This is a genomic window from Pseudomonas parasichuanensis (genome assembly GCF_021601385.1).
Lineage (GTDB): Bacteria > Pseudomonadota > Gammaproteobacteria > Pseudomonadales > Pseudomonadaceae > Aquipseudomonas > Aquipseudomonas parasichuanensis.
In genome coordinates this window covers 68,347-80,983 of the sequence record NZ_BQHO01000022.1, presented here as the reverse complement: position 1 = coordinate 80,983, position 12,637 = coordinate 68,347, and the positions used below count along the sequence as shown (strand labels likewise).

Below are 12,637 nucleotides of genomic sequence, written 5' to 3'. Positions count from 1 at the left end.
TGATCACGGGGCAGGTCGCATCGGTGCGTCGATGCAACCTGCCCCGCGAAAGGTTGGCGAAACTACCTCAACCCTCAGCAGCCTCGCGCTTCAACCGCGCCCGGCGGGCCATGATGTTGAGCATCTCGATCACCGTCGAGAAGGCCATGGCGGCATACACGTAGCCTTTCGGTACATGGGCGCCGAAGCCTTCGGCGATCAGGGTCATGCCGATCATGATCAGGAAGCCCAGGGCCAGCATCACCACGGTCGGGTTGTCGTTGATGAACTTGGCCAGCGGGTCGGCGGCCACCAGCATCACGATCACGGCGCTGATCACGGCGATGATCATGATCGGCAGGTGCTCGGTCATGCCCACGGCGGTGATGATGCTGTCGATCGAGAAGACGATGTCCAGCAGCAGGATCTGGAAGATCGCCGCGGTGAAACCGATGGTCACGGTGCTGCCGAGCTTGGACTCTTCCTTGGCACCATGGGGGTCGACACTTTCATGGATCTCCTTGGTCGCCTTCCACAGCAGGAACAGGCCACCGGCGATGAGGATCATGTCCTTCCACGAGAAGGCGTGGCCGAACACGTCGATCACAGGCTCGGTCAACTGGACGATCCAGGCCACGGTGCTGAGCAGCGCCAGGCGCATGATCAATGCCATGCTGATACCGATGCGGCGCGCCTTCGAGCGGTATTGCTCAGGCAGCTTGTTGGTCAGGATCGAGATGAAGATCAGGTTGTCGATGCCAAGCACGACTTCCATGGCCACCAGGGTGGCAAGGGCAACCCAGGCGGTGGGGCTAGCGGCGAGTTCCAGCAAATATTCCATTGGTCAGTCCTGCTTCGGGGTCCGGTGGGTCAGATGTCTTGGGTGTCTTTCTTGTCGTCTTCGGCCTTGGCCTTCTCGCCATCGCTGCCAATGGCGTCGCTCAGCGCCTGCTGGGCGGCGTCATTGGTCTTGTCGATGGCCTGTTTGGCCGTTTCGGCGGCCTGGTCGAGCATCTGCTGGGCGGACTTCTCGGCCTGGTCGCAGCCACTCATGGCGAACAACGCCAGGGCCAGTACCAGGGGCGTACCGATGGATTTGAGTTGCAACATGGGGTCCTCGCTTGTCGATATCCGTGCGGCGCGCGGGGCGCCTGATGGGGTCGCATTCTAGAGGGGCTGAAACATCCGGAAAATTCGTATTTTCAGCTGATATACTTCGGTTTTTACGAATCCGGAAACGCCATGCTCAACTACCGCCAGCTTCATTACTTCTGGGCTGTAGCAAAGACCGGGAGTATCGCCCGCGCCAGCGAGCAGCTGAATCTTACCCCGCAGACGATCAGCGGGCAGATCAGCCTGTTCGAGCAGACCTGGAACCTGGAGCTGTTCCAGCGCGTCGGTCGCCAACTGGAGCTGACGGAAACCGGCCGCCAGGCGCTCACCTATGCCGAGCAGATGTTTCAGATCGGTGGCGAGCTGGAGGCAATGCTGCGCGCCGGGCCGCAGGAACAGATCCTGTTCCGCGTGGGGGTGGCCGACGTGGTGCCCAAGTCCATCGTCTACCGCCTGTTGGCGCCGACCATGGAACTGGACGAGGTACTGCGCATCAGCTGCCGCGAAGACAAGCTCGAGCGCCTGCTCGCAGACCTGGCGATCCAGCGCCTGGACCTGGTGATTTCCGACAGCCCCATGCCCAACCACCTGGACATCAAGGGTTACAGCCAGAAGCTGGGTGAATGTGGCCTGAGCTTCTTTGCCACCCACGCGCTGGCCGCAAAACTCGACAAACCCTTCCCCGCCTGCCTGGACGATGCGCCGCTGTTGATTCCCGGCCAGGAAACCGTGGTGCGCAGCCGCCTGCTGCGCTGGCTGGCCGAGCAGCAGGTGCAGCCGCGCATTGTCGGTGAGTTCGACGACAGCGCACTGATGCAGGCCTTCGGCCAGTCCGGCAGCGGCATCTTCGTCGCCCCCAGCGTGATCGCCGAAGAAGTGTGCCACCAGTACGGGGTGCGTCTGATCGGCCAGACCGAGGCAGTGAACGAGTCGTTCTATGCCATCTCGGTGGAGCGCAAGGTCAAGCACCCAGGTATCGTGGCGATCACCGAGGGCGCGCGGCGGGAGTTGTTTCACTGGTAGTCCAGGCAACGTGGCTCCTGTAGGAGCGGCCTTGTGCCGCGAACGGGCCGCAAAGCGGCCACGACCATCGTGCATGTGGCATAGATCGTCGGGGCTGCTTCGCAGCCATTTCGCGACACAAGGCCGCTCCTACAAGGGGCAGTGCTGGCTGCGGGGTATGGTAAAGTCGCGCCCTTTCACGTAACTGGATTACGCTGCACATGACCCCCGTTCTTCGCCTCATCAACCGCACCGGCCTGGTGACGCAGATCTGCATCGGCCTGGTGGCCGGCATCGCGCTGGCCCTGCTCGCCCCCTCCGTGGCCCGCGACCTCGGCTTCCTTGGCAAAGTGTTCGTAAGCGCCCTGAAAGCAGTAGCCCCTGTGCTGGTGTTCATCCTGGTGATGGCCTCGATCGCCAACCACCGCCACGGCCAGGAAACCCATATCCGCCCGATCCTCTGGCTGTACCTGCTGGGCACCTTTGCCGCGGCGGTGGTGGCCGTGGCCGCCAGCCTGCTGTTCCCCTCGCAGCTGGTGCTCAACACCAGTGAAGCCACGCTCAGCGCCCCCGGCGGCATCACCGAAGTGATGCAGAACCTGCTGCTGAGCGCCGTCGACAACCCGATCAATGCGCTGCTCAATGCCAACTTCATCGGCGTACTGACCTGGGCCATCGGCCTGGGCATTGCGCTGCGCCACGCCAATGACACCACCCGCACCGTGGTCGAGGACCTGTCCAACGGCGTCACCCTGATCGTGCGCGTGGTCATTCGCTTCGCCCCGCTGGGCATTTTCGGCCTGGTCAGCTCGACGCTGGCGCAATCGGGCCTGGAAGCCCTGCTGGGCTACCTGCACCTGCTGGGCGTGCTGATCGGCTGCATGCTGTTCGTGGCACTGGTGATGAACCCGCTGATCGTGTTCTGGAAAATCCGCCGCAACCCCTACCCGCTGACCCTGCTGTGCCTGCGCGAAAGCGGCATCACCGCGTTCTTCACCCGCAGCTCCGCGGCCAACATCCCGGTCAACCTGGCATTGTCGGAAAAGCTCGGCCTGCACGAGGACACCTACTCGGTGTCGATCCCCCTGGGCGCGACCATCAACATGGCCGGCGCGGCGATCACCATCACCGTGCTGACCCTGGCGGCCGCGCACACCCTGGGCATCCCGGTCGATTTGCCCACCGCCGTGCTGCTCAGCCTGGTGGCGGCGGTCTGTGCCTGCGGCGCCTCGGGCGTGGCCGGGGGGTCGCTGCTGCTGATCCCGCTGGCCTGCAGCCTGTTCGGTATCCCCAGCGAAATCGCCATGCAGGTGGTGGCGGTCGGGTTCATCATCGGCGTGCTGCAGGATTCGGCCGAGACGGCGCTCAATTCGTCCACTGATGTGCTGTTCACGGCCGCCGCGTGCCAGGCCATGGAGCAGCGCAGCGCCTGATGCTGCCGGGGCCGCGCTGCGGCCCTTTCCGGCCTTGCCGGCGCCCCGGCAAGGCCGCTGCTACGGAAAAGCTGCACAAGACAGTTGCTCACACAGGTACAGCGCAACCATCGATTGCTTAAGCAGAGCGCTTTACCTAGGCTAGTGGCCTTTTCCTCGCAATGAGACAGGGCCATGTCTGAACACGAAAACACCGGCGAAGGCCGCTTCAACAGCACCGAAATCCGCGTCCTCGGTTCGTTGATCGAAAAGCAGGCCAGCAGCCCGGAAACCTACCCCCTGACCCTCAATGCCCTGGTCCTGGCCTGCAACCAGAAAACCAGCCGCGAACCCGTCATGAACCTCTCCCCCGGCCAAGTTGGCCAGGCCCTGCGCGCCCTCGAAGGGCAGAACATGGCCCGCCTGCAGATGGGCAGTCGTGCAGACCGCTGGGAACAGCGCGTGGACAAGGCGCTGGAGCTGGTACCGGCACAACTGGTGCTGATGGGCCTGATGTTCCTGCGCGGCCCGCAAACCCTGAACGAGCTGCTGACCCGCAGCAACCGCCTGCATGATTTCGAAGACGTCGACCAGGTCCAGCACCAGTTGGAGCGCCTGATCTCCCGTGGCCTGGCCCTGCACCTGCCGCGCCAGGCCGGCCAGCGAGAGGACCGCTACACCCACGCCCTGGGCGACCCGGCGGAAATCGAGGCGATACTCGCCGCACGTCAGCAGGAAGGTGGGGCACGCAGCAGTGCCGGCAGTGTCTCGCAGGAGCGCATCGAAGCGCTGGAAGCGCGGGTCGCCGCGCTGGAGGAGCGCCTGGCCCAGCTCGAAGGCTGATGTCAGGGTTTTAGTGCTTCGGGGAAGTTGCGACAGCTCTTGCGCTCGGCCATTTCGCGCTCGCTGGGGCGCTGGTCGACGAATACGGTACGGCCGTCGGCGTAGATTTCCAGGTAGCCCCAGTGCAGGTCCTGCTCTTTCTGCCCGGGCTGGGGTGGCACGAGCCACCAGGGTTCGCGGCTGATCAGGGTCATGGAAGGCCTCGATGTCTTGGCGTCTTCTCCACTATAGACAGTCGCGCCTTGGGGCTGCTCTGCAGCCCATTCGCGGCACAAGGCCGCTCCTACAAATACAACGCGGTACCTGTAGGAGCGGCCTTGTGCCGCGAATGGGCCGCAGAGCGGCCCCAGTATCTTCAGGCCGGTGCCGAAGTGCGGATCAGGTGATCGAACGCCGCCAGCGAAGCCTTGGCGCCCTCGCCCACGGCGATGACGATCTGCTTGTACGGCACCGTGGTCACGTCACCAGCAGCGAACACGCCGGGGATGCTGGTCTGGCCCTTGGCATCGACGATGATCTCGCCACGCGGCGACAACTCGACCGTGCCCTTCAACCAGTCAGTGTTCGGCAGCAGCCCGATCTGCACGAAGATGCCTTCCAGCGCCAGCTCATGCACTTCATCGGTGCTGCGGTCCTTGTAACGCAGGCCGGTCACCTTCTCGCCATTGCCGATCACTTCGGTGGTCAGCGCACGGGTGATCACCGTGACGTTCGGCAGGCTGTGCAACTTGCGCTGCAGCACTGCGTCGGCGCGCAGCTGGCTGTCGAACTCGATCAGCGTCACCTGGGCGACGATACCGGCGAGGTCGATGGCCGCTTCCACACCGGAGTTGCCACCGCCGATCACCGCCACACGCTTGCCCTTGAACAGCGGGCCGTCGCAGTGCGGGCAGTAGGCCACGCCACGGGCGCGGTACTCCTGCTCGCCCGGCACGTTCATTTCGCGCCAGCGGGCCCCGGTGGCCAGGATCACGGTCTTGGCCTTGAGCGAGGCGCCGCCGGCCAGGCGTACTTCGTGCAGGCCGCCGTCGGTGGCCGGGATGAGTGCTTCGCCGCGCTGCAGGTTCATGATGTCGACATCGTACTGCTTGACGTGTTCTTCCAACGCCGTGGCCAGTTTCGGCCCTTCGGTTTCCTGCACCGAGATGAAGTTCTCGATGGCCAGGGTATCGAGCACCTGGCCGCCGAAACGCTCGGCGGCAACCCCGGTACGGATGCCTTTGCGTGCGGCATAGATGGCCGCCGCCGCACCGGCCGGGCCACCACCGACCACCAGCACGTCGAAGGCGTCCTTGGCGTTGATCTTCTCGGCCTGACGGGCGCCGGCACTGGTGTCGATCTTGCCGAGGATCTCCTCCAGGCCCATGCGGCCCTGGCCAAACACTTCGCCGTTCAGGTAGATACTCGGGACAGCCATGACCTTGCGGCTTTCAACTTCATCCTGGAACAGCGCGCCGTCGATGGCGACGTGGCGCACGTTGGGGTTGAGCACCGCCATCAGGTTCAGCGCCTGGACCACGTCCGGGCAGTTCTGGCACGACAGCGAGAAGTAGGTCTCGAAGCTGAACTCACCCTGCAAGCCCTGGATCTGCTCGATCACTTCGGCGCTGGCCTTGGAGGGGTGGCCGCCGACTTGCAGCAGCGCCAGCACCAGGGAGGTGAATTCGTGGCCCATGGGGATGCCGGCAAAGCGCAGGCTAATGTCCGCCCCTGGGCGATTCAGCGAAAACGAAGGACGACGGGCGTCGCTGCCGTCCGCGCTGAAGGTAATGAGGTTCGACAGGCCGGCGATTTCCACCAGCAGGTCGTGCAGTTCGCGGGACTTCGCGCCGTCGTCGAGGGAGGCGACGATCTCGATCGGCTGGGTGACCCGCTCCAGGTAGGTTTTCAGTTGCGATTTAAGCGTGGCGTCCAACATACGGGCGATTCCTTTTTCAAACTTCGGATACAAAAACGCCCAGGCGAAGTCGCCCGGGCGTTTTTACGGGGCGGTAACTGCTTCAGCTTTGGCGGCTGTCAACCGCCCGCGAGGTGCACATCGACTTAGATCTTGCCGACCAGGTCCAGCGACGGCGCCAGGGTGGCTTCGCCTTCTTTCCACTTGGCCGGGCAGACTTCACCCGGGTGGGCGGCGACGTACTGGGCAGCTTTGACTTTACGCAGCAGCTCGGCAGCATCACGGCCTACACCACCGTCGTTCAGTTCGACGATCTTGATCTGGCCTTGCGGGTTGATCACGAAGGTACCGCGATCGGCCAGGCCGGCTTCTTCGATCAGCACGTCGAAGTTGCGCGAGATGATGTGGGTCGGGTCACCGATCAGCGGGTACTGGATCTTGCCGATGGTGTCCGAGGTGTCGTGCCAGGCTTTGTGGGTGAAGTGGGTGTCGGTGGACACGCCGTAGATCTCGACGCCCAGCTTCTGGAACTCGGCGTAGTTGTCGGCCAGGTCGCCCAGCTCGGTCGGGCAGACGAAAGTGAAGTCGGCCGGGTAGAAGAACACGACGGACCATTTGCCTTTCAGGTCGGCTTCGCTGACCTGGACGAACTCGCCCTTGTGGTAGGCGGTGGCGGTGAACGGTTTGACCTGGCTGTTGATGATTGGCATGAGAGACGCTCCTTCATGGGGTTGGAATCAGTTGATGGAGTGAATCCTACCGACTGGCCCGGCTGAAGGCTCATTGGCAAAGCTCATGCTTGTGATTGGTTTTGGCTATAAGGTGGGTTTATTAATAGAAGGGATTGAGCTGAGCAAAGGATTGCGGGGGGCCTGCGCACAATGTGTAGGAGCGCCCCGGCAAGGCCGCTCCTACAGCAATGGCGCCAGCAGCGGATCAGCGCGTAACGGTACGCATGGTCACGAACTCTTCGGCAGCCGTCGGGTGCACGCCGATGGTCTCGTCGAACTGCAGCTTGGTCGCCCCGGCCTTGAGCGCGACGCCCAGGCCCTGGATGATCTCGCCGGCATCCGGCCCGACCATGTGGCAGCCCAGCACCTTGTCGGTGTCGGCGTCCACCACCAGCTTCATCAGGGTCTTTTCCTGGATATCGGTGAGGGTCAGCTTCATCGCCCGGAAGCGGCTCTCGAAGATCTGCACCTTGTGCCCGGCCTGCAGCGCCTGCTCTTCGGTCAGGCCCACGGTACCGATCGGCGGCTGGCTGAACACGGCGGTGGGGATGTTCTGGTAATCCACCGGGCGGTACTGCTCGGGCTTGAACAAGCGACGGGCCACGGCCATGCCTTCGGCCAGCGCCACCGGCGTGAGCTGCACGCGGCCAATCACATCGCCAATGGCCAGGATGGACGGCGCGGTGGTCTGGTACTGCTCATCGACACGGATGAAGCCGCGCTCGTCCAGTTCTACGCCGGTGTTTTCCAGGCCCAGGTTGTCCAGCATCGGCCGGCGCCCGGTGGCGTAGAACACACAGTCGGCGACCAGCTCGCGGCCGTCCTTGAGGGTGGCCTTGAGGCTGCCATCTTCAAGCTTGTCGATGCGCTGGATGTCGGCGTTGAATTGCAAGTTCATGCCGCGTTTTTCCAGCTCTTCCTTCAGGTGTGTGCGCACCGAGCCATCAAAGCCGCGCAGGAACAGGTCGCCACGGTACAGCAGCGTGGTATCGGCCCCCAGGCCTTGGAAGATACCGGCGAACTCGACGGCGATGTAGCCGCCACCGACCACCAGCACCCGGCGCGGCAGGTCCTTGAGGTAGAACGCCTCGTTGGAGGTGATCGCCAGTTCCTTGCCCGGGATGTCCGGCACCTGCGGCCAGCCGCCGGTGGCGATCAGGATGTGCTCGGCGCTGTAGCGCTGGCCCTCCACTTCCACCTCGTTGGCGCCGGTGATGCGCGCGTGGCCGGTCAACAAGGTCACGCCGCTGTTGACCAGCAGGTTGCGGTAGATGCCGTTGAGGCGCTCGATCTCGCGGTTCTTGTTGGCGATCAGGGTGCCCCAGTCGAAGTGACCTTCTTCCAGGGTCCAGCCGAAGCCGGCGGCCTGCTCCAGCTCGTCGGCGACATGGGCACCGTACACCAGCAGTTTTTTCGGCACGCAGCCGACGTTGACGCAAGTACCGCCCAGGTAGCGGCTCTCGGCAACGGCCACCTTGGCGCCGAAGCCCGCGGCGAAACGCGCCGCACGTACACCGCCGGAACCGGCGCCAATCACGAACAGATCAAAATCGTAGGCCATGTAATCAGTCTCCTTGGCAGGCGCCCAGCATAGCGCCGTTGCCTGCCACAAACAAAAAAGCCACCCCGAAGGGTGGCTCCTGGACCTGCCGGGCGAACTCAGTACGCCTTGCCAGTCTTGTAGAAGTTTTCGAAGCAGAAGTTGGTCGCCTCGATGTAGCCTTCGGCGCCACCGCAGTCGAAACGCTTGCCCTTGAACTTGTAGGCGATCACGTTGCCTTCGGCGGCCTGTTTCATCAGCGCGTCGGTGATCTGGATCTCGCCGCCCTTGCCCGGCTCGGTCTGTTCGATCTTCTCGAAGATATCCGGGGTCAGGATGTAACGGCCGATGATGGCCAGGTTCGACGGTGCGTCTTCCGGCTTCGGCTTCTCGACCATGGAGTCCACACGGAAGATGCCGTCCTTGATCTCTTCACCGGCGATAACGCCGTACTTGTTGGTTTCCTGTGGGTCGACTTCCTGGATGGCAACGATCGAGCAGCGGTACTTCTTGTACAGCGCGACCATTTGCGCGAGCACGCCGTCACCGTCGAGGTTGACGCACAGGTCGTCAGCCAGTACCACGGCGAACGGCTCGTCACCGATCAGCGGGCGGCCGGTGAGGATGGCGTGGCCCAGGCCTTTCATCTCGGTCTGGCGGGTGTAGGCGAACGAGCACTCGTCCAGCAGACGACGGATGCCGACCAGGTATTTTTCCTTGTCGGTGCCCTTGATCTGGTTTTCCAGCTCGTAGCTGATGTCGAAGTGGTCTTCCAGGGCGCGCTTGCCGCGGCCGGTGACGATGGAGATTTCATTCAGGCCGGCGTCCAGTGCTTCTTCAACGCCATACTGGATCAGTGGCTTGTTGACCACCGGCAGCATTTCCTTGGGCATGGCTTTGGTAGCGGGCAGGAAACGAGTGCCGTAACCGGCTGCCGGGAACAAGCATTTCTTGATCATATACGTCCTTAACGTAGGGCTTTGCGTACGAATTCGGCGCAGTCTAATCAGGCGGAGGTCACCTTACAATGCCCCCCCTGCTGTCTGCCGACGCCATCATAGAGACATCTCAGTGTAGTAAGTTCCGGCGCAACGTGACAATTACGACCAACTACCTGTTCAAAGGCGCAAGGACACACCGGTTTTACGCGTGTCTCCCCTCCCCTGGACATGAAAAAACCACTCACTCATGACTTCAGGTCAAAGGACCTTGGCTGCTCGACACCTTAATCAAAACCCGTGAGTGCCGCACACTGCCGCCTATCTGAACGATGCCGCTGCACACAACCCCGGCATCCCACCACAGGAGCAGCCCCATGAGCATTCCATCCTTCGGCCTCGGCACCTTCCGCCTGACTGGCCAGGCCGTCATCGACTCGGTCAAGTCGGCATTGCAGCTGGGCTACCGCGCCATCGACACCGCGCAGATCTACAAGAACGAAGCCGAAGTCGGCCAGGCCATCGCCGAAAGTGGCGTGCCCCGCAGCGAACTGTTCATCACCACCAAGATCTGGGTCGACAACTACGCAGCCGACAAGCTGCTGCCGAGCCTGCGCGACAGCCTGGCCAAGCTGCGTACCGACTACGTCGACCTGCTGCTGATCCACTGGCCGGCGCCGGGCAACGGCGTGGAACTGGCCGAATACATGCAAGCCCTGGCGACGGCCAAACAAGCCGGGCTGACCCGCCAGATCGGCGTCTCCAACTTCAACATCGAACTGACCCGCCAGGCCATCGCCGTGGTCGGCGCGGGCGAGATCGCCACCAACCAGATCGAGCTCAGCCCTTACCTGCAGAATCGCACCCTGACCACATTCCTCAACGAACAAGGCATCACCACCACCTCCTACATGACCCTGGCTTACGGCAAGGTGCTGAAGGACCCGGTACTCGCCCGAATCGCTGCCAAACACAAGGCCACCGTCGCCCAGGTGGCACTGGCCTGGGCCCTGCAGCTGGGTTACGCGGTGATCCCGTCGTCGACCAAGCGCGAAAACCTGGCCAGCAACCTGCTTGCCCGCAGCCTGCAGCTGGATGCCGACGACATGGCGCTGATTGCCACGCTGGAACGCAACGGCCGCGAAGTCAGCCCCGATGGCCTGGCGCCTGCCTGGGACTGATCATCAGCGTCAGAACCTCAGCCCCACATTGACCATCCCCGCCGCCGCGCCCAGCACCACGAACTCTGCGCCCACCGGCCCCCAGTGGGCGCCAAAGGACGGGATGAGCACCGGTGCCACGCCAAGGTGATTGAGCGGGATCTTGTCCTGGTAGTCGCCCTTGTAGCCCTCCAGCAGACCACCGCTGAGCTTGATGTAGACCGGGTAGCGCTCGTGCTCCCAGACCTTGCCCAGGTAGGCGTAGTAGGAGCGCTGGTAGAACGAGTTCTTGAACGTCGCCGCGCCCCACAGCAGCCCATCGGTGTAGACGCGCTCCAGCCCCACCAGCTCCTGGTGGTTGTTGTGCTCGGGATCGTGGCTCCAGTGCCGGGTGTAGGCGCTGGTCTGGATATACCAGTAGTCCCCCTGGCGCTCGCCATCGGCGGCACCGGCAGCGTGACTGAAGAGAATAAGCAGCGCCATGGCCGCTTTGGGTTTGCTGATCATGCGTTGCATACCGTGCAGATGACCCAGTGACCCTAGCTGCACCGGGTCAGAATGCAATTGTTCCGCCGCCTGCAATTGTGAAGTGAGCAGGGCACGGATTTCCCCGCAGAGCCGACAGGGCTAGCCTTCAACCCGTGCACAGCATTCCGCTGACCACTTCAAGCTGAGGAACCGCCCCATGTCCCGCCCTCCACTTCCGCCCTTCACCCGCGAAAGCGCCATCGAGAAAGTCCGCCTGGCCGAGGACGGCTGGAACAGCCGTGACCCGGCCAAGGTCGCCCTCGCCTACACCCTCGATACGCACTGGCGCAATCGCGCCGAGTTTTGCCACAACCGTGAAGAGGCCCAGGCCTTCCTCACCCGCAAGTGGAACCGCGAACTCGAATACCGCCTGATCAAGGAGCTGTGGGCCTTCACCGGCAACCGCATCGCCGTGCGCTACGCCTACGAGTACCGCGACGACAGCGGCCAGTGGTACCGCGCCTACGGCAACGAGAACTGGGAGTTCGCCGAGGACGGCCTGATGTGCAACCGCCACGCCAGCATCAACGAACAACCCATCACCGAAGCCGAGCGCAAGTTCCGCTGGCCGCTGGGGCGGCGCCCGGACGATCATCCGGGGCTGAGTGACTTCGGGTTCTGAAACCCAGGCCACACGCTACAGCGGATACCGCGCCAGGGCCTCCTGGGTCAGCGTCTCGAACAGGTTGGCCTGCGCGGTATCACGCCTCAGTGCAATACGCTCCACCTCAGCCAGGTAATCGCCTTCAGGCAGGCTGGTGAGCCTCGCATCAAGCGCTTCCAACTCAAGGTAAAACGGCTGGTCGAGCGCCTCGAAACGCACACTGTACGTCTGCCGCAGATGGTCCCGCCAGAATGACCGCGCGGCTACAGACTGCGCCAATTGCGTGCGCTCGGCCGTGAGCACCTGGCCACGTACCTGCAGCAACCGCGCTCCGGACACTTGCGCAACCACCGGATAACGCATGGTCGTCGGCTGCCCCGGCAACCCGAGGGTTTCGGCCAGGCGCACGCGATAGGCCAGGCGCACCTCGACCTCATCCACATCGTCCCGGGCCTGAATACGCTGCTCGATATCCTCGCCCGCAGCACGGTCCACGGCATCAAGACGGAACAGCGAGCGCCCCAGACGCAGCAACTCAGGTTCGGCCACCTGCCCGCTCAACCCCGCCGTCCGCAGGTACACCCAGCTTTGTACTTCCAGCAGGCTGAAGGTAAGCGCGATGCTGTCGGCGCAGGACGTTGGCTGCATGGCCATGTCGAACAGGCGTTCGCGCAGTTCGCTGTTCTGTGCACACGCTTCGATCACCTCCCACACCCTGCGACTCATCTCGTCACGCTGTAGTCGATAGTCCTCGGTATCGTGCAAGTCGGCCAGCAGCTGGAAGAAATCTTCGCTCCCGGCCTCGCTGGCCAGGCGGCTCCACAGCTGGCGCCTTGGCAATTGCAGGTCACTGTCCAGGCGTACCAGCCAGCTCTCACGGTTGACTTCAC

14 protein-coding genes are annotated in these 12,637 nt (G+C 63.3%); 5 read left to right on the top strand and 9 right to left on the bottom strand.

Translation table 11 applies throughout. The features are described from left to right. Positions 1-67: 67 nt before the first annotated feature. Both L6D77_RS17800 and L6D77_RS17795 read right to left on the bottom strand, forming a co-directional pair. Positions 68-820, bottom strand: coding sequence for a TerC family protein (locus L6D77_RS17800; RefSeq protein WP_232884774.1), 753 nt, complete (start codon positions 818-820; stop codon positions 68-70). Positions 821-849: 29 nt separating this feature from the next. Further along, complete coding sequence (locus L6D77_RS17795; protein ID WP_046856230.1) at positions 850-1,089, bottom strand: hypothetical protein; 240 nt, start codon at positions 1,087-1,089, stop codon at positions 850-852. A 132-nt stretch (positions 1,090-1,221) separates the two neighbouring features. On the opposite strand from L6D77_RS17795, the gene nhaR reads away from it, so the two are divergent. From nhaR to L6D77_RS17780, 3 genes are all read left to right on the top strand, one after another. Beyond that, positions 1,222-2,115: a transcriptional activator NhaR gene (gene nhaR, locus L6D77_RS17790; RefSeq protein ID WP_232884775.1), complete on the top strand. Its 894-nt coding sequence runs from the start codon at positions 1,222-1,224 to the stop codon at positions 2,113-2,115. Positions 2,116-2,315: 200 nt separating this feature from the next. Then, positions 2,316-3,527, top strand: a complete 1,212-nt coding sequence (sstT, locus tag L6D77_RS17785; protein ID WP_232884776.1) for a serine/threonine transporter SstT — start codon at positions 2,316-2,318, stop codon at positions 3,525-3,527. Positions 3,528-3,701: 174 nt separating this feature from the next. Then, complete coding sequence (locus L6D77_RS17780; protein ID WP_232884777.1) at positions 3,702-4,349, top strand: YceH family protein; 648 nt, start codon at positions 3,702-3,704, stop codon at positions 4,347-4,349. Positions 4,350-4,351: 2 nt separating this feature from the next. On the opposite strand, the gene L6D77_RS17775 is transcribed toward L6D77_RS17780, so the two are convergent. The 5 genes from L6D77_RS17775 to galU form a co-directional block, all read right to left on the bottom strand. Further along, positions 4,352-4,543: a hypothetical protein gene (locus L6D77_RS17775; protein ID WP_110993906.1), complete on the bottom strand. Its 192-nt coding sequence runs from the start codon at positions 4,541-4,543 to the stop codon at positions 4,352-4,354. Positions 4,544-4,704: 161 nt separating this feature from the next. Further along, the gene (gene ahpF / locus L6D77_RS17770; RefSeq protein WP_232884778.1) at positions 4,705-6,267 is read right to left on the bottom strand and encodes an alkyl hydroperoxide reductase subunit F; all 1,563 of its coding nucleotides are present in this window, start codon (positions 6,265-6,267) and stop codon (positions 4,705-4,707) included. A gap of 125 nt (positions 6,268-6,392) precedes the next feature. Then, complete coding sequence (gene ahpC, locus L6D77_RS17765; RefSeq protein WP_110993908.1) at positions 6,393-6,956, bottom strand: alkyl hydroperoxide reductase subunit C; 564 nt, start codon at positions 6,954-6,956, stop codon at positions 6,393-6,395. A 226-nt stretch (positions 6,957-7,182) separates the two neighbouring features. Next, entirely contained in the window at positions 7,183-8,538 is a 1,356-nt protein-coding gene (gorA, locus tag L6D77_RS17760; RefSeq protein WP_232884779.1) for a glutathione-disulfide reductase, read from the bottom strand. Between the two features lie 98 nt (positions 8,539-8,636). Continuing rightward, complete coding sequence (gene galU, locus L6D77_RS17755; RefSeq protein ID WP_110993910.1) at positions 8,637-9,476, bottom strand: UTP--glucose-1-phosphate uridylyltransferase GalU; 840 nt, start codon at positions 9,474-9,476, stop codon at positions 8,637-8,639. 356 nt (positions 9,477-9,832) lie between these two features. Between galU and dkgB the strand changes: the two genes are divergently transcribed. Next, a complete protein-coding gene (dkgB, locus tag L6D77_RS17750; RefSeq protein WP_232884780.1) occupies positions 9,833-10,636 on the top strand; it encodes a 2,5-didehydrogluconate reductase DkgB in 804 nt (267 codons plus the stop codon). 9 nt (positions 10,637-10,645) lie between these two features. On the opposite strand, the gene L6D77_RS17745 is transcribed toward dkgB, so the two are convergent. Next, positions 10,646-11,122 (bottom strand): sn-glycerol-3-phosphate transporter, encoded by a 477-nt coding sequence (locus L6D77_RS17745; RefSeq protein WP_232884781.1) that lies wholly within the window; start codon positions 11,120-11,122, stop codon positions 10,646-10,648. 178 nt (positions 11,123-11,300) lie between these two features. On the opposite strand from L6D77_RS17745, the gene L6D77_RS17740 reads away from it, so the two are divergent. After that, positions 11,301-11,765: a nuclear transport factor 2 family protein gene (locus L6D77_RS17740; RefSeq protein WP_232884782.1), complete on the top strand. Its 465-nt coding sequence runs from the start codon at positions 11,301-11,303 to the stop codon at positions 11,763-11,765. 15 nt (positions 11,766-11,780) lie between these two features. On the opposite strand, the gene L6D77_RS17735 is transcribed toward L6D77_RS17740, so the two are convergent. Further along, complete coding sequence (locus L6D77_RS17735) at positions 11,781-12,605, bottom strand: NEL-type E3 ubiquitin ligase domain-containing protein (protein WP_269807658.1); 825 nt, start codon at positions 12,603-12,605, stop codon at positions 11,781-11,783. Positions 12,606-12,637: the final 32 nt, after the last annotated feature.

Bases quoted from the DNA above. Each gene is read 5' to 3' on its own strand.
- L6D77_RS17800 (WP_232884774.1), bottom strand. From the start codon at position 820: ATGGAATATTTGCTGGAACTCGCCGCTAGCCCCACCGCCTGGGTTGCC.
- L6D77_RS17795 (WP_046856230.1), bottom strand. From the start codon at position 1,089: ATGTTGCAACTCAAATCCATCGGTACGCCCCTGGTACTGGCCCTGGCG.
- nhaR (WP_232884775.1), top strand. From the start codon at position 1,222: ATGCTCAACTACCGCCAGCTTCATTACTTCTGGGCTGTAGCAAAGACC.
- sstT (WP_232884776.1), top strand. From the start codon at position 2,316: ATGACCCCCGTTCTTCGCCTCATCAACCGCACCGGCCTGGTGACGCAG.
- L6D77_RS17780 (WP_232884777.1), top strand. From the start codon at position 3,702: ATGTCTGAACACGAAAACACCGGCGAAGGCCGCTTCAACAGCACCGAA.
- L6D77_RS17775 (WP_110993906.1), bottom strand. From the start codon at position 4,543: ATGACCCTGATCAGCCGCGAACCCTGGTGGCTCGTGCCACCCCAGCCC.
- ahpF (WP_232884778.1), bottom strand. From the start codon at position 6,267: ATGTTGGACGCCACGCTTAAATCGCAACTGAAAACCTACCTGGAGCGG.
- ahpC (WP_110993908.1), bottom strand. From the start codon at position 6,956: ATGCCAATCATCAACAGCCAGGTCAAACCGTTCACCGCCACCGCCTAC.
- gorA (WP_232884779.1), bottom strand. From the start codon at position 8,538: ATGGCCTACGATTTTGATCTGTTCGTGATTGGCGCCGGTTCCGGCGGT.
- galU (WP_110993910.1), bottom strand. From the start codon at position 9,476: ATGATCAAGAAATGCTTGTTCCCGGCAGCCGGTTACGGCACTCGTTTC.
- dkgB (WP_232884780.1), top strand. From the start codon at position 9,833: ATGAGCATTCCATCCTTCGGCCTCGGCACCTTCCGCCTGACTGGCCAG.
- L6D77_RS17745 (WP_232884781.1), bottom strand. From the start codon at position 11,122: ATGATCAGCAAACCCAAAGCGGCCATGGCGCTGCTTATTCTCTTCAGT.
- L6D77_RS17740 (WP_232884782.1), top strand. From the start codon at position 11,301: ATGTCCCGCCCTCCACTTCCGCCCTTCACCCGCGAAAGCGCCATCGAG.